The organism is Sorangium sp. So ce381 (genome assembly GCF_051473845.1).
Taxonomy (GTDB): Bacteria; Myxococcota_A; Polyangia; order Polyangiales; family Polyangiaceae; genus Sorangium; species Sorangium atrum.
The window spans coordinates 8,294,595-8,309,499 of record NZ_CP150336.1; the positions used below are offsets into that span (position 1 = coordinate 8,294,595).

At 70.4% G+C, this 14,905-nt stretch carries 12 protein-coding genes; 3 read left to right on the top strand and 9 right to left on the bottom strand.

Annotation, left to right across the window (positions count from 1 at the left end):
• The first annotated feature begins 92 nt into the window (after positions 1 to 92).
• Both WMF29_RS30755 and WMF29_RS30760 read left to right on the top strand, forming a co-directional pair.
• On the top strand, positions 93 to 845 hold the full coding sequence (locus WMF29_RS30755; protein ID WP_437323694.1) for a DNA/RNA non-specific endonuclease: 753 nt from the start codon (positions 93 to 95) through the stop codon (positions 843 to 845).
• Between the two features lie 338 nt (positions 846 to 1,183).
• Positions 1,184 to 2,128, top strand: coding sequence for a hypothetical protein (locus WMF29_RS30760; RefSeq protein ID WP_437323695.1), 945 nt, complete (start codon positions 1,184 to 1,186; stop codon positions 2,126 to 2,128).
• Between the two features lie 137 nt (positions 2,129 to 2,265).
• Here WMF29_RS30760 and WMF29_RS30765 read toward each other — a convergent pair whose 3' ends face one another.
• The 8 genes from WMF29_RS30765 to WMF29_RS30800 all read right to left on the bottom strand — a co-directional run bounded on the left by WMF29_RS30765 (position 2,266) and on the right by WMF29_RS30800 (position 12,720).
• Positions 2,266 to 2,715 (bottom strand): hypothetical protein, encoded by a 450-nt coding sequence (locus tag WMF29_RS30765; RefSeq protein ID WP_437323696.1) that lies wholly within the window; start codon positions 2,713 to 2,715, stop codon positions 2,266 to 2,268.
• Positions 2,712 to 3,104: a DUF4150 domain-containing protein gene (locus WMF29_RS30770; RefSeq protein ID WP_012238290.1), complete on the bottom strand. Its 393-nt coding sequence runs from the start codon at positions 3,102 to 3,104 to the stop codon at positions 2,712 to 2,714. Before WMF29_RS30770 ends, WMF29_RS30765 begins: the two co-directional genes overlap by 4 nt.
• 9 nt (positions 3,105 to 3,113) lie before the next feature.
• Complete coding sequence (locus WMF29_RS30775) at positions 3,114 to 3,758, bottom strand: DUF3540 domain-containing protein (protein WP_437323697.1); 645 nt, start codon at positions 3,756 to 3,758, stop codon at positions 3,114 to 3,116.
• Positions 3,759 to 3,777: 19 nt separating this feature from the next.
• A complete protein-coding gene (locus WMF29_RS30780) occupies positions 3,778 to 4,827 on the bottom strand; it encodes a pentapeptide repeat-containing protein (protein WP_437323698.1) in 1,050 nt (349 codons plus the stop codon).
• On the bottom strand, positions 4,824 to 7,466 hold the full coding sequence (locus WMF29_RS30785; protein ID WP_437323699.1) for a DUF2169 family type VI secretion system accessory protein: 2,643 nt from the start codon (positions 7,464 to 7,466) through the stop codon (positions 4,824 to 4,826). Before WMF29_RS30785 ends, WMF29_RS30780 begins: the two co-directional genes overlap by 4 nt.
• 34 nt (positions 7,467 to 7,500) lie before the next feature.
• On the bottom strand, positions 7,501 to 7,956 hold the full coding sequence (locus tag WMF29_RS30790) for a hypothetical protein (RefSeq protein ID WP_437323700.1): 456 nt from the start codon (positions 7,954 to 7,956) through the stop codon (positions 7,501 to 7,503).
• Between the two features lie 108 nt (positions 7,957 to 8,064).
• Positions 8,065 to 10,458 carry a type VI secretion system Vgr family protein gene (locus tag WMF29_RS30795; protein ID WP_437323701.1) on the bottom strand — a complete coding sequence of 798 codons (2,394 nt, stop codon included), beginning with the start codon at positions 10,456 to 10,458 and terminating at the stop codon, positions 8,065 to 8,067.
• 108 nt (positions 10,459 to 10,566) lie between these two features.
• Positions 10,567 to 12,720 (bottom strand): DUF2169 family type VI secretion system accessory protein, encoded by a 2,154-nt coding sequence (locus WMF29_RS30800; protein WP_437323702.1) that lies wholly within the window; start codon positions 12,718 to 12,720, stop codon positions 10,567 to 10,569.
• A gap of 281 nt (positions 12,721 to 13,001) precedes the next feature.
• Here WMF29_RS30800 and WMF29_RS30805 point away from each other — a divergent pair, with 281 nt between their 5' ends.
• Positions 13,002 to 13,166 carry a hypothetical protein gene (locus WMF29_RS30805; protein WP_437323703.1) on the top strand — a complete coding sequence of 55 codons (165 nt, stop codon included), beginning with the start codon at positions 13,002 to 13,004 and terminating at the stop codon, positions 13,164 to 13,166.
• A gap of 91 nt (positions 13,167 to 13,257) precedes the next feature.
• On the opposite strand, the gene WMF29_RS30810 is transcribed toward WMF29_RS30805, so the two are convergent.
• Positions 13,258 to 14,895, bottom strand: coding sequence for a glucose-6-phosphate isomerase (locus WMF29_RS30810; RefSeq protein WP_437323704.1), 1,638 nt, complete (start codon positions 14,893 to 14,895; stop codon positions 13,258 to 13,260).
• Positions 14,896 to 14,905 lie beyond the last annotated feature (10 nt).

The following is a 14,905-nucleotide window of genomic DNA, read 5'->3' on the forward strand; positions in this document are numbered from 1 at the left end:
TCCCGCGATGCCGGGCATGCAGCGACCTGGCTGTCACCAGGTCGAGCGACAGCCGCCCTGGCAGATACGCGGGCCTGAAAGGGAGTAGGACCATGAAGGCGATGTCTGCGTTGCTTTGTGCGAGCTTCCTCGCCCTGGTGGGGTGCGCGGCCGAGCCGATCGGCGACGGAGAGCCGCTGGACGCTCTCGAGCGAGATTTCGGCGGACCCGACGGCGTGATGGACCTCTTCGAGAGCGGCAGCGAGGACGAGATCCGCGCCACGCTCGACGAGTACGGGATCGGCTATGCGGTTCAGGAGCTCATCAGCGACTGCCCGCAGTCCTTCCCTTCGGGCGACCGCAACGTGTGGCATTCCTTCGATGGAGAGTTCTATTACATCGACGGCTCCGGCCGGCCCTACAGGGCATATGCCTATCTTCCGCCGATCGTCGCCGCTCCTCGCAAAGACACCTGTCAGGGGAATGTGGGACGGTGGGGAGACGCCGAGAATCCGTCCAACGACTACGATGGAGGTCACATGATCGGCTCGCAGCTCGGCGGATGGGGAGGGCGGGCCAACCTCGTGCCCCAGGACGCGAACTTCAACCGCGGGAACTGGGTGGCGCTGGAGAACAAGATGGCCACCTGCGGCTCGCTGCCCAGCGGACGGCTGCGCTACTACATCGGCGCGAACTACCCGAACAGCAGCGCGCTCATCCCGAACAACATGACCATGGAGATCACCAACCGCTCCACCGGGAGCAGCGTCTCCATGTCGTTCGCGAACACGGACGGAGGCGGATCGAACGGGACCTCGGAGAAGAACCGCGGGGTGTCGTGGCTCAGCAGCCAGGGCTGCAACTAGACCCTGCGTCGCCCGCGCTGCGATGGGGCCGACCGGGGCCCATTGTTCAAAATTGAGCACTACCCAAGCGGGGGCCCATGCTGCACGTGCATCGTGCGCAGGGCGGGACTACCGCTCGGCGCTGCGCAGCCCTGCTCTCGGGGACCAGCCGGGGGCAGGGCGCTTTGCTAAGTACCCTGCAAGACAGCAACGAAACACCTATGTTCTCGGGCGTTTCTGCGCAGATAGGACACGGGCTGTCCTAGCCCGCGTGCGCTTTTACAGCCTGTTTGACGGCTCTTTCGCGTCGTCGGTTGCGAGCCCAACGGGTGGCGCTCGGCCCGTGGTAGCATCACGATATGCGCGTGCGGCTCATCATGGACACCGAGGGCGGCGGTCGCCCCAGTTCGATGCTCGTGGAACTCGAGGAGCCGCCGGCCGTGGGCTCGATCCTCAAGTGGGAGCACGAGTGGCGCGTGCTGAGCGTGGATTTTCACCCAGTGGTGGTGGATACCAGCGAGGAACTCGCCGAGCGCCGCGCAAGGGCCGATGCCGAGGAGAAACTCGCCGAGCGAGAAGCCGAGGTGGATCGGCTCCTCGCCGTGCTCTCCGCCGACCGTGCCGCCGTGCGTGCGCTGGTGGAAGCGCTGCCGAGATGCGGCACGGATCACGCCGAGGAGTACGAGGCAGCGGCGACCACCGAGATGCGGTGGAACGAAATGGGCTCGCGCGCCGAGCTCTCCGACGGGGGCCGCTGCGAGGAGTCGACGGACCTGCCGTACGCCGCCCCGCTTCGCGTGCTGCTCGAACGGATGAAGACGTGGGGCGATGCGGTGGATGCGCCGGGTGAGCCCATGCCGAGGGAGCCCGCCGACGCCCTGGACCCGCGGTGGGCGGCGGCGCTGGCGCAGCACGCCCGCGAGCTCTGGGAGGACTGGGAGGGCGATGCTGCGAAGCCGATCCTGGCCGCGCTCGCCGTCGGCGTGGCAACCAAGCGAGAGGCGACGCTAGTCCTCACCGCATGCGGGTACACGCCCGGCCGAGTGAGGGGCGTGCTATCCGCCGAGGTGGAGGAGGAGCCGTGCCCCACGCCCGAGGACGTGGGTGCCCACATGCGCGACGTGGCGACCATCGTGGCAGCAGGAGGCGCCCCAGTACCGGACTTTGACTGGGATGAGTTCCTCGAGCGGAGCGAGCGGCTCGGAAGGTCTGCGCTCGTGATCGCGGAGCCGACAATGACCCCGATGGAGCAGCTCCGGCACGAGCAGGAGGTGGAGGCGTCCCCCGCGCGGACCGTGCGCTGAACCCCGCGCCGCGCGCGGGTGCGTTGAGGAACGCCAGTCACGGGGTCGCACCATGCCTGCCGGCCTGCTCTGCGAGGCTCCCGCCCTTGTCGCGACATGCCTGCCAACCCCTCCGCGGGTGTGCGGTGTTCACCGCATCACACGGAGCGGCACGCGAAGATGTGCTCGATCGCGTCGATCACGAGCTGCTCCACCTGGTATGCGGTGATCTCGGCGGGGCTCGCGAAACGCAGGAGATCCATCGGCGGCGGCCTCACGATGAGATAGGCGAGGACCTCCGGCGCCTCGCGCCGCTGGATGACCGCGAAGGCGATGCGGTCCGCCCCCGGCGGGGCGCTCGCTCCCCGGATCCCGAGCTCGAGCGCGACGCTCGGCGCCTCGGGCTCCTCATCGAGCGCAATGCGCGGAACGTGCCCGGCGGAGCGGAGCTCGGAGGCGACCTCCTCGAGGACGGGCTTTATCACCTCGCCGCTCACCGCCCGGAAGGCGTCGTCGAAGGCCCGGCGATCGCTCGCGAGCTTCTCTTGCTGCCGCGCCGCATAGCGGCTCGTGATGAGCGCCAGGCGGTGCCTGCTATGGTCCCTCACGGCGCGAGGAGGAGCACTTTGACCTGGCTCGGGACGATCGAGACGGCCGGGCAGTTCGTCGAGTTCGTGATCGTCATGCTGGTCAGTCGCGTGGCCGGGATGCCGCCGGCGAGCACGGTGAACGACGCCGTGACATGCCGAGACGGGCCCATCACCATGCCCGAGGCGACCCCGAGGGCGACGCCGGGATTGTCGCCGTTCGTGAGCGGCACGGTGGTCGCGAGGTTGTGCGCCGGCGTGCACATGAACAGCACGTTGTAAGCGGCCGGTATGCCCATCGGCTGCATCGCGATGTTCGGGTACGGGACCGGGGTCGGGGCCGGCATCGGCGTGAGGCACACGTCGGGTGCGCCGAGAGACATGCCCATCATCTGCGTGTTCGCGAACATCTCGCCCCCTCAGCCAAGGTGGATCTGGGAACCGTCGATCTTGGTCAGGCCGCCGCTGTTCACGAGCGTCGTCTCCGCCTTCACGTGGAACGCGGCCCGCGCCTCGAGCTCCAGGTACTCGGCGCGCACCGTCTCGGAGCGCGCGATGAAGCGATAGGCCCGGTCGAGCCGCTGGACGAGGCGCTCGGCCACCGTCTCCACCGACTGCGCCACGGTCTTGATGCGGTCGACCTTCGCCGTGAGGCTGTCGCCGAGGAGGCTCAGGACCCCGACCACCGCGTCGGCGCGCGCCGCCGAGAGGCGCGCGGATCCCGCGGCGATCGTGGCCTCGGCGGGCGTGATGAGCTCGACCCCGTCGCGCCCGCTCACCGAGACCCTGCCCGACGCGGCGGCGATCTCGAGGTCGCCCTCGGCCGAGAGCCGCGCCGGCGCCGCGTCGTCGCGCTCGAGCACCGCGAGCACGTGCGAGCCGCGCTCGTGGTGCGCGACGAGCACCTCATCGCCGAGGGCGGGATCGAGCAGACAGCTGGCGGCCCGCCGCGCCTCCACCTCGCCCGAGCTCGACCTGACACGCAGGCTGCGACCCGAGACGCCCACCACGATCGCGACCTCCTGCGCAGGCCACGCCAGCTTCCTCGCCAGATTGTCTCTCATCGGTACCTCCGTGCCGAGCTCATCGGCCCTCCGTACGCCGCTCCGCGTTGCTGAGCTCCTCGTCGTCGCCGAGCGCCGCGGATCGGTTCGTGAATCGTGTGTCCTGCTCGCGCGTCCGGTGGAACCGCGCGCGGAACAGCGTGCAGTGCGAGAAGTCGGCGCCCGCGAGGTCCGCGTACGAGAAATCGGCGTACGTCAGGTCGGCGCCGGCGAACGTCGCGCGGGCGCAGCTCGCGTGCTTGAAGATGGCCTGCTGCGCGCTCGCGCCCGCGAGGCTCGCGCCCTCGAGCCGCGCCTTCACGAAGAGCGCCTGGTCGAGCTTCGCCTTCCTGAGCGTCGCGTCCGACAGGCAGGCCTCCGCGAAGAGGGCCCGCTCGAGGCTCGCCTCGTCGAGGCGCGCGCCCGCGAGGGAAGCACCCTTGAAATTCGTCTGCGCCATCCGCGCGCCCCGGAGGTCGCAGCCGCTGAGGTCGACCTCCATGAGCTGCGCGAGCGTGAGATCCATCCCCGAGAGATCCTGGCCGGCGAGCTTGCCCCCGATCAGCATCGCCTTGTCGAGGCGCGCGCCGCGCAGGCGCGCCGTCGACAGGTCGGCCTTGAGGAGCACGGTCTGCACGAGGTTCGCGCCCTCGAAGCTCACCCGCGGGGCGTCGGCGTCGACGAGCGCGGCGCGGTCGAGGTTCGCCCCCTTCAGGCTCGCCTCCTCCAGACGCGGCTTGATCAGGCTCGCGATGGTCAGGTCGGCGCCGTCGAGCGAGGACCGCGACAGATCGCACTCGACGAGGCTGGCGGCGACAAGATCGGCCTCACGCAGGTCGGCCGCGAGGAACGTGCACCGGTCCCACGTGCCGTGGCGGAGGCGCGCCCCCGCGAGCTGCGCCCCCTCGAACCGGCAATCCGAGAAGATGGCCTCGTGGAGCTGCGCGCCCGTGAGGTCGGCGCCCCGGAACGACACGCGCTCGAAGACGGCTCCGGAGAGATCCGCGCCGCGGAGGTCCATGCCCGAGAGATCCTCGTCGGCAACCGGATCCGCGCTCGCGACGCGGGCGAGGAGATCGTCCTTGGTCATCGCTTTCGCCTCGGGAACAAGGTCCGGACGACGTGGGCGTCCTTGAAGCTCGTGCGCGCGTCGCCCTCGGTGCCCATCAGGTTCGCCCGGAACAGGTTCGCCCGGAGGAACGACGCGCCGTGGACCTTCGCGCCTTGCAGCATCGCCTCCATCAGGTTCGCGTCCGACAGCTCGGCGTCGCCGAGATCCGCGCGCATCAGCCGCGCCCCTTGCAGGCTCGCGCCCGCGAGGCGGGCCTCCTGCAAGTCCGACTCGCTGAGGTCGCAGCCGTCGGCCCGCACGCGCGAGAGCCCGGCGCCCTTCAGCGAGGCGCCGCGCATCGTCGCGAGGGCGAGCTCCGCGCCCGAGAAATCGGCCCCGCCGAGCTGGCACGCGAGCACGAGGCGCAGGTTGTTCGCGCGGGCGGCTCGGAAGCAAGCGCCCTCGGCGGCCGTCTCGACGAGCGCCGCGCCCTCCATCACGGCCTCCGCGAGGCTCGCGCCGGCCATGCGGCACCGGAAAAACGTGACTTTCCGAAGACTTGCGCGATCCAGGCGCGCCCCCTCGAGGTCGCACTCATAGAAGAGGACCTCGTCCGCGAGCGCGCCCGCGAGGTCGCAGCGCGCGAGGCGCGCCTCGAACAGGTCGGCGCCGCGGAGGTCGGCGCCGGCGAAGCGCGCGCCCTCGAGCTCGCCGCGCTGCAGGATCGCCTTGCCGAGGCGCGCGCCGCCGAGGTCGGCCCCGCGCGCCTCGACCTCGCCGAGGTTCGCGCCCTCGAGGCGGACGCCCTCGAGGCGGGCGCCCTCGAGGCGAGCCCGCACCAGCACGGCGCCCGACAGATCCGCGCCGGCGAGCGCGCAGTCGCGCAGGTCCGCGCGCTCGAGGAGCGCCTCCCGCAGGACGGCCCCGGACAGGTCGAGCCCGCGGAGGTCGGCGCCGGTGAGGTCCCAGCCGGTCATCGGGCTCCCCGACGCTACCGCCGCCTCCACGCGCCCGCGGAGGTCGCGCTGGGCGGCGTCGTCCAGGATCGCCGCGGGCGCCATGTGGTGCGCGGCCTGCCTGTAGGCGAGGATCTGCGCCTCCTCGAGCTTGCGCAGCCTCGCGAGGAACGCCGGATCCTCGAGCTGGGCCTCGAGCTCGTCCATCGGGGCGCCGAGATCGCGGCCGATCTGGGCGGTCTCTCGCATGCGGGCGAGGTGCTCGTCCGCGCGAAACCTGGGCGGCCCGCCTGCCTCGCGCTTCGATTTCTCGATCACCTCGTCGATGTCGATGCCGTGCTCGGCGAGGTTCTGGCGCGCCTGATCGAGGGCCTCGGCCTGCTTGACCTTGGCCTCCGCCTCGAGGCGGGCGGCCTCCGCCTCGACCCGCTCCATGTACTCGGGCAGCTCGTCGAGCTTCGGCGGCGCCTCCGGCGGCGGCAGCTCGCGCGGGATGCCCTTCTCGTCCGGATCGAGCCCGAGCACCCGCACGGACATGCGGGCGTTGTCGAGCTCCCGCTGCGCGCGCTCGCGCGACCGCCGCTCCAGCACGCCCTCGCGGCGCAGGAGCTCGTCCATGTCGCTGATCTTCTCGTCCGGCAGCGCGGGGGCGTCGGGGTCGGGGTCCGGGAGCAGATCGCGATCGCGCAGGGCGACGAGGTGCCCCTTCTTCTTGTCGAGGCGCTGCGCCAGGACGGCGTCGTAGTGCTCCTTCGGCCGGGGGGCGCCGCGGCGCTCGAGCGCGGCCAGCAGGCACTTCACGTCGCGGGCGTCGTCCTCCTCGACGCGCGCGACGCCCCGGAAGATCGCGATCATGCGGCGGATGTTGGGCAGGAGCACGAGCGTCTCGAGCCTCGTCCCGATCTCCTCGAGCGCGTCCTCGCGCGAGGTCCGGGTCACGAAGCAACGCGCGACGAGCTCGGTCACGCGGCCCGTCAGCGTGGCCTGCTCGGGGTGGAGCTGCTCGAGCGCGATCGGCTCCCCGCCCTGGAAGAAGCCGGGCAGGCGTTGATCGGGCGGCGCCACCATGAAGTACTCCGGGTCGAGATCGCGGGCGAAGCCCGGGAAGTCGTTCTCGAGCCACGCCGCGTCGTACGTCCCGAGCTTCGCGTGGCGCTCGGGCCAGGTGGGGTCGAGGGGCCCGAACGCCATGGGAGGCGGCCGATCGCCTGGCGAGGTGATGAGGTGCTTCGGGTGCTCGAGCTGCGGGAGCGGGTGGTAGCTCTTCCCGTCCTCCTCGGCCGGGGCAAACCCCGTCCCGATCGGGTTCGGGGCGAAGCCTGGCCCGCCGAAGGCCTTGTCCCAGCCGAGGGCGAGCTCGGTCAGGGGCTCGGGCTCGCTCGGCACGCCGCGCTCCCAGCGGCGCTTGCCGACGACGTACACGGCCTTGTCGATCGGGCCGACCTGGACGCGGGCCCGGAACGCCGGGCGCGGGGTGCCGCCCGCCGCGAAGGCCTTGCCGAAGGCGAGGACCTCGCCCCGCGGCTTCGGCAGCCCCTCGTCGAGCGCGACGTCCTTGCCGAGCTGCTTCGGGATCTCCTGCCACATCGCGATCTCCGGGAGCGGGAGCTCCGGAGCGTCGAGCGGGAGGTACGCCGTGAGGCCGAGCGCGAGGAAGCGCTGCTGCTGCAGCTCGAACACGCGCTGCAGGACGGAGACACGTTGGGGTTTGATGACGCGCATAGGGGATGGGGGGTCGCTCAAGCCGGACGGGCGCTCAGTTGGCGCGAGTAGCGCTATTGGCGCGATTGTCCCTCGCGCCGCGCGCGATGTACGAGCGAGACAGATTGGCCCAGCTCACGTCGGGATAAACGAGCTCGGGGTCGTCACCATCGATCTTGACGGCGACGCGCTTTCCCGGCTCCGCCATCGACAGCGAGCTGATGTTCAGCTCCCACTCCGTCCTCGCGAGGTACACGGCCCCGCCGGGCGGCTGCACCTCCAGCCGGAGCTCGACGAAGGCCATGGCGCCGTCTTCGAAGGTGCCGAGGGTCCGGCTCGACACCACCGTGGCCTGAGCGAGGCTCGCGCGGGCCGCCCTCGCGGCGAACTGGGTCATCCGCTCTTGCCCTGCGCGGATGCCGGCTTCTTCCCTGCGGAAGACGAAGAAGAGGATGGCCGCGAGGACGAGGAGCGGCACGAGGATGGCAGAGAGGACGATGATCGTACCCATGTCGCTGCGCGATCTCCCCTTCGGGCTCACGGGCGCCGAGCCGCGGCCTGGCCGCGGATGCCGGCGGTCGAGGCCGAGCTCCTGGACGAGATGACCTTGCTCGCTCTCTCAGCTGAGCACATGGACGCCGGAGAGGTGATAACGCAGCGCTGTCATCGCGAGCCGCGTCGGCAGCTGAGAGATCTTCGCCGCGCCTGACTGGATGGAGACAGGCTTCACCGTGACCTCGACGGCGCTGTTGATCGCGAGCGAGGCGCCCCATTTGAACGCCAGCGCCACGCCGCCCGTGATGTCGAGCTTGGCCGCGTAGGTCGCGGTGAGCGCGGCCGAGAGCTCCAGCGTCGCCTTCGCGCCGATGAAGGTGGAGACGCTGGCGCCGACGGCGTTGGTGTTCGAGAGGCCGAGGAACGTGTCGGACTTGATACCGGCCGTCACGTTGACGTTGTTCGAGACGAAGAGCTTCTTGAACGGACCGTAGGTCTTGAGCTCTTCAGCCCCCTTGATCTGCCCCATCAGGTTGCCGTCGACCGTCTGGATCATGTTGCTCTTGACGCTGACCTCGCACTGGTCCTGCGTCTCGAGCGTCATCTTGCCCTTGCTCTTGACGGTCGTGGTCCCGGCCTTCGTGTCGACGAGGGTGTCCCCGGCCTCGACGTTGACAGTGTAATTGCCGGTCTTCACCGTCGTGGTGGTGTCGCCCTTCACCGTGGTGGTCATCACGCCCGCGTCGACGTCGGTGAAGAGGTTGCCGCTCAGGACGTGGAGCGCCGTGTCGCCCTTGACCTCGGTGTACGAGGTGTTGGCGTCGACGAAGAGCTCGTGGATCCCGGACTGCACGTGGGTGATCCAGTTGTCCTTGATGGTGGCGACCCAGGAGCCTCCGCCGTTCAGGCCCACGGTCTGGTCGAAGTTCTTGCCCGCGTCGAGCAGCGTGTTGTCGTCCGTCTTCACGATGAGCTCGTGCTCGTCGTTCGGCGCGCCCATGCGAAGGTACGTGTTCGAGTAAGGCGTCGAGAGGGTGACGCGCTGCTGCCCTGTCTTGTCCTCGAGCTCGAGCCGGTTCCGCCCGCCGGTCTGGAGGACGTTCTTCGTGTGGTTGCCGCTCGTGACCGGGCTCGGCGTGAGCGCGTTCGGCACCACGCCCGCGATCACCGGCCGGTCGGGGTCGCCGCCGAGGAAGCTGAGCACCACCTCCGTGCCCCTGCGGAGCGGGAAATGAAAGCCCTCGATACCGCCGCCGTGCGGCTGCATCATGCGCACGAACGTCGAGGCCTTCCCGCTCTTCAGGTTGCTCTCGTCGAACTTGAACTTCACGTTGTAGCGGCCGAGATCGTCGATCTGGGCGTATTCGCTCTCGGCCGGGCCGTCGACGGTGCCGTTCTCGTATCCGTAGATGCGGGGCCAGGGCGTGCGGGACTCCGCGCGGAGCTGCGTCTTCGCGGGGATGGCGGTGATCTCGACGAAATAGGCCTCCTCGTGCGGCAGATCGAGCAGCTCGCGGTACCCGGTGGCCCCGGCCAGCTGGTTGCCGTGATGGTGCGCCTCGATGGTGAGGTGCTTCGCGTTGAACGCCGCGCGCGGGTGCTCTTCGAGCTCGAACGTGTAGCCGGGCCGGAGGTGCAGCCGCGTGCCCGTCCCCTGGTACAGCACCTGCCGCGCGAGCAGCTCCTCGGCCCGGATCTTCGCGAGCCGCTCGCCCGCGGACGGCGTGAAGAAGCGCTCGCCGTACAGGCTCACCTCGCCCGCGCCGTTCGGCGATACGCGCGCCGACCCGGCGACGCTCAGGTTGGGCCGCGCATAGTCGTAATCCTTGAGCTTGATCACCGCCGGCAAGGTCGTGTGCTGGCTGGTGAACGTGCGGAGCGACATCCCCGCGCTCACGTCGTAACCCAGTTGCGGGTGGTACCGGACAGGCTCGCCGATCGGGTCCTCCTCGTACGACTTCGTGTCGCAGAAGACGACCTTGTCGCCGTCGGGCGTGTGCTCGAAGAAGTAGAAGATGCCTTCGCGCTCCATCCACCGCGCCAGGAAGTCGAGATCGCTCTCCCGGTATTGGCAGATGTGCTCCTCGACCTCGTAGCTGCCGAGGCGCATCTCGTACTCGTCGGGTCCGATGCCGTTCTCCTCGAGGACGGCCTTCATGACGTCGGGCAGCGACTGCCTGGTGAAGATGCGGCTGCGCTTGGAGAGGCCGAGCAGCCAGAGCTTCGGGACCAGCACCGCCCGGAGGAGCGAGCGCCCGTCCAGCTCGTGGAGCAGGCCCACGGTCGCGAGGACGCCGGCGAAGACGAAGGGCGGGACGTTGTCTCTGGGCCAGTCGAGCACGAGCGACGCCTTGGCGCCGACGGCATCGGGCAGGTCCAGTGACTCGGCGTCCTCGCCCTGGAGCAGGAGGAAGATCTCGATCTGATACGGGCGCGAGATGGCCTCGACGCCTCGAAAGCCGACGACGCGCGTGGAGCTGGGGAGCACGCCCGATGAGATCTTGATGAGGTCGTCCATGGCCTTCCCTGCGTTGTTCGAGGGCACGCGCCCGATGCCACCAGGTGAGTCGTCCGCCAGTCGTCCCGAGGAGCTCGCTGATAGAACTAGGCAGAATCCGTCAGGCGGTCAACCTGCCGAAGAACCGTCGATGCCGGCGTCTGCCGGTGGGATCTCGACGAGCGCGCGCAGGATAGCGCCGCTCGATTTCGCGCTCGCGAGCTTGACCCCATAGACGTTGGCGCCCGCGAGGTCCGCGTCGCGCAGATCGGCGCCCTCGACGTTGGCGCACGGCAAGCTCGCCTCCTTCAGCTTCGCCGCGCGCAGGACGGCGCCCGCGAGGTTGGCGCCCGCGAGGCTCGCTCGCGAGATGTCGGCCTTCGTCCCGTTGATGTCCGCGAGGCACGCCCGATCGAAGACGGCCTCGACGAGGCGCGCTTGCCGCAGGTCGGCGCCCTCGAGCGACGCATCCTCGAAGCGCGCGCGCGACCCCTTCGCGAAGGCGAGGTCGGCGTTCTTGAGGAGCGCGGAGGAGAGCTGCGCGCGGTCCAGCGTGGCGCGGGAGAGATCGGCGCGCGTCAGATCGGCCGCGTGGAGGCTCGCGTCCGTCAGATCCGTACCGCTCATGTTCGCCCCGGAGAGGCGCGCCGACGCGAAGTTGCATCGGGTGAGTGTCGAGCCGGCGAGGTTCAGGCGCTCGAGCGAGGCGCCGCTGAAGTCGATGCCGTCGAGCTCGGCGCCCGCGAGCTCCAAGTCGTGGAGCGGCTGGCCGCTCCTGAGGCGGGCGAGCAACGTTGCGCGGAGGCCCCGGCTCTCCGGCTCGGGCGACATGGCGGCGGGCGAGGCCGCAGCGGGCGACGCCACGGCGGGCGCGGCGGGCGTGCCGAGCGAAGCCACAGCGGGCGCGGTGGGCGAAGCCACAGCGGGCGCGATGGGCGATGCCACAGCGGGCGCGATAGGCGATGCCACAGCGGGCGCGATAGGCGATGCCACAGCGGGCGCGGCCGGGGCGTGCGGTGGTGCGACAGGCCCGGCAGTGTTCTCGGTGATCGCCGTCACCGTGAGGTCGAGGGGCGCAGCACCGAGCTGCGGTGCATCGAGGTTTGTCGGGCCGCTCGCCATGGCGGCGGGCAGCGGAGGCAGCGGCGCCAGGTGCGGACGGGCGCTCCAGGGCGCCCCCGGGATCGCTGTCACCGGGGAAGCACGCCCGCTGCCGGGCGCGGCGAGCGCGAACGGCGACTTCATCTTCCTGTCCAAGACGAGGCCGCTGTCGCGGGCATCGATCGTGTTGTCGTCGACCACCAGCGTCCTGGCGATCGGCCGCTCGCCCGCGACGGGGCCGGGCGCTCCATGCCGGCGATGGGGCGGCGAAGGCGCGGCCGCAGCAGAAGGCCACGCCAGGGGCTGCCCCGGCATCTCGACGCCCGCGACCACGCGCATGCGGGCCGGCGTGTCGCCCGCCAGCAGGGCGACGTTCCCTCGCCAGAGCACGGAGCAGAGCAGCCGGTCGGCGTCGATGGTCAGCGTGTCGGCGACGAGCTCGACCGGCTGCCCATGGTCCTCCCCTTCCGGCCCGGCCCGATAGAGCCGCGCGAGCCCGCGAGCCGAAGGCAGGCTGGACCGGAGCCACGGCCAATGCGGGTGCAGGCCCTCGAGGAAGATCCACTCGTCGCCGCGGAGGAAATCGATCTGCTGATCCGCGGGCGCGGCGTGGAAGTACCGGAAGTCGAAGCTGCCGTCGAGATCCAGCGCCGGAGGGTCGGCCGCCTGATCCCGCGCAAGGAGATGCCGCCGCGGGGCCCAGTGCCTCGCGATCGGGCCGAAGCCCGCCGGCCGCATCGGATCGCCCGGATCGACGATGTTCGGCAGCGCAGCGTCGGAGCCCACGCCCACCGGGTTCACATCGAGACGTGGGCCGCCGAACGCGCGCTCGTACACGAGCGGCATCCTGCTGAACGGGCGGGGGCTCGGCGCCTCTCGCGTGCGGTCGCCGAAGACATGAAGGGTCTTGTTGAGGATCCAGCGGCCATCGCGGAAGAGCGCGAGCCGCACCGGGAGAGCGGTGGCGGTCGTTCCCGCGGGCGCGCAGGCGTGCCCGCGCACAATGACCCCAGCGCCCGGCAGGTAGGGTGCTGTCTCACTGGCCTCTTCGAGGCTGCCCCACCCCTCCCGAAGCTGGTCGGTGCGGACCAGATCGGCCGCTGCGGCGAGCTCTGCGCTCCTGTCGTGCACGAGGGCAAAGGTGGCCTTGACGATGACGGTGAGCCGCTCTGCGCCCCGCATACGCCACAGAACGGCGCCGCAGGCGGATGGCGACAGGGCGACGACGGAGAGGGGCGAGGGCGATTGCACGACGCGTGGTCACGGGGCCCACGCACCTCGACGGCGGCGAAGGGCTCCGAGCCGCTCAACATAGCCTCGCTCGCCTATCGGGCGCAAGCGCGGGACCTCACCGGAGGCGGCTCGCGGTGGAGCCCTCTCGCGGGAGCATGGCGCGGTGAAGAAGGCCAATCCCGATACACGAGGCGTGTCGCAATCGAATCGAGATGTGCGTTTATGTGAACGTGGTCGTAGTCGTAGTCGTGGTCGTGGTCGTTTACGTGAACGTGGTCGTGGTCGTGGTCGTTCACGGCCTACCGTTGACGACCACGACCACGACCACGACCACGACTACGACCACGACCACGACTACGACTACGACCCACGACCACGTAAATGTTCGGATGTAGGAGAACGCGGCGCGACGCTTGGCTAACGCCTATGCTCCCCTACCGAGCGGCCCTCGACGGCATCGCCCAGCAGCACCGCGCCGGCGCCCCCTCAGCGCGCCAGACGGTACGTCGCGTCGAACGGCGAGCCGCCCTGCGGGACCTCCCGCGCGACGCCGCGCTCCGGGTTCGCCGCGAGGTGGCGCAGGATCCAGAAGACCGTCTCGACGTCGTCCGTGCCCGCCGCCTTCGCGACCTCGGCGAGCGACAGCGCGCGGCCCGCGCTCGCGCCGAGCGCCGCGAGCACCTTGGCCTGCAGGTCGAGCACCTCCTGCGCCGCCTTCTTGCCGGCCTCGACGCCGGGCTGGTGGTACGCGTTGATGCCGACGAGCGACGCATACAGGCCCACCGCGCGCTCGTAGAGCGCGATCAGCATGCCGACGGCGCGCGCGTCGACCGTGTCGATCGTGATCGTGATCGATTCGCGCCCGCTCTCGGTCAGCGCCTTGCGCGTCCCCTGGAGGAAGCCGTCGAGGTAGTCGCCCGTCGTGACGCCGGGGTCGACCTCGATCACGCCGCGCGACGGCGCGCGATCCCGCAGCACCTCGATGAACGTGACGAAGAAGTTGTCGAGCCCGTCACGGAGCTGCTGCACGTACGCGTGCTGATCCGTCGAGCCCTTGTTGCCGTACACGGCGATGCCCTGGAAGACCTCCTTGCCCTGCCGATCGAGCCGCTTGCCGAGCGACTCCATCACGAGCTGCTGGAGGTAGCGCGAGAAGAGCTCGAGCCGGTCCTTGTAGGGCAGCAGCACCATGTCCTTCCGGCCCACACCGCCCGTCGCCGAGTACCAGGCGAGCGCGAGCAGCGCCGCCGGGTTCCGGGGCACCTCCTTCGAGCGCGTGACCTCGTCCGTCTCGCGCGCGCCCTGCAGCATCTCGACGATCGACAGCCCCTGGAGCGCCGCCGGCAGCAGGCCGACCGCAGAGAGCTCGCTCGTGCGACCGCCGACCCAGTCCCACATCGGGAAGCGGGCGAGGAAGCCGTGCTTCGTCGCGTACCGGTCGAGCTCGCTGCCCTCCCCCGTCACCGCGACCGCGTGCGCGCCGAGCGAGAGGCCGAGCCGACGGTACGCCGCCTCGAGCTCGAGCATTCCGTTGCGCGTCTCCTTCGTCCCGCCCGACTTCGAGATGATCACCGCGAGCGTCGCGCCGAGATCGTCCCCGATGGCGTCCAGCGTGCGATCGATCCCGTCGGGATCCGTGTTGTCGAAGAAATGGATCTGCATCCGGTCGGCCGGCGTCCCCAGCGCCGAGGCGACGAACTGAGGCCCGAGCGCCGAGCCGCCGATCCCGACGACGAGCACCCTGCTGAAGCGGGCCGCCCGCTCCGGCCGGACCCGCGCCGCGTGAACGTCCGCGGCGAAGCTCAGGATGCGCGCGTTCGTCTCCTCGATCGCCGCGCGGAGCGCCGCCTCGGGCGCGAGCTCCGGCGCGCGCAGCCAGTAGTGGCCGACCCGGCGGCCCTCGTCAGGATTCGCGATGCTCCCGCCCTCGAGCGCCGCCATCTCGGCGAGCGCCCCCTGAATCCGCGGTTCCATCGTGGTAAAAAAGTCGCTCCCGAAGCGGATCCGGCTCACGTCCAGCCAGAGACCGAGGCTGGGATCGTGGAAGAGGTGGTCCCGGAAGCGATCGAAGGGGAGGACGGCGGGCGCCGGTCCTCGACCCGGGGTTCTGCGGTCTTGATCCATGGCCCCCTTC

Coding starts and splice junctions, on each gene's coding strand:
- WMF29_RS30780 (WP_437323698.1), bottom strand. CDS start 4,827: ATGACCAAGGACGATCTCCTCGCCCGCGTCGCGAGCGCGGATCCGGTT.
- WMF29_RS30785 (WP_437323699.1), bottom strand. CDS start 7,466: ATGCGCGTCATCAAACCCCAACGTGTCTCCGTCCTGCAGCGCGTGTTC.
- WMF29_RS30755 (WP_437323694.1), top strand. CDS start 93: ATGAAGGCGATGTCTGCGTTGCTTTGTGCGAGCTTCCTCGCCCTGGTG.
- WMF29_RS30810 (WP_437323704.1), bottom strand. CDS start 14,895: ATGGATCAAGACCGCAGAACCCCGGGTCGAGGACCGGCGCCCGCCGTC.
- WMF29_RS30800 (WP_437323702.1), bottom strand. CDS start 12,720: ATGCGGGGCGCAGAGCGGCTCACCGTCATCGTCAAGGCCACCTTTGCC.
- WMF29_RS30770 (WP_012238290.1), bottom strand. CDS start 3,104: ATGTTCGCGAACACGCAGATGATGGGCATGTCTCTCGGCGCACCCGAC.
- WMF29_RS30795 (WP_437323701.1), bottom strand. CDS start 10,458: ATGGACGACCTCATCAAGATCTCATCGGGCGTGCTCCCCAGCTCCACG.
- WMF29_RS30760 (WP_437323695.1), top strand. CDS start 1,184: ATGCGCGTGCGGCTCATCATGGACACCGAGGGCGGCGGTCGCCCCAGT.
- WMF29_RS30790 (WP_437323700.1), bottom strand. CDS start 7,956: ATGGGTACGATCATCGTCCTCTCTGCCATCCTCGTGCCGCTCCTCGTC.
- WMF29_RS30775 (WP_437323697.1), bottom strand. CDS start 3,758: ATGAGAGACAATCTGGCGAGGAAGCTGGCGTGGCCTGCGCAGGAGGTC.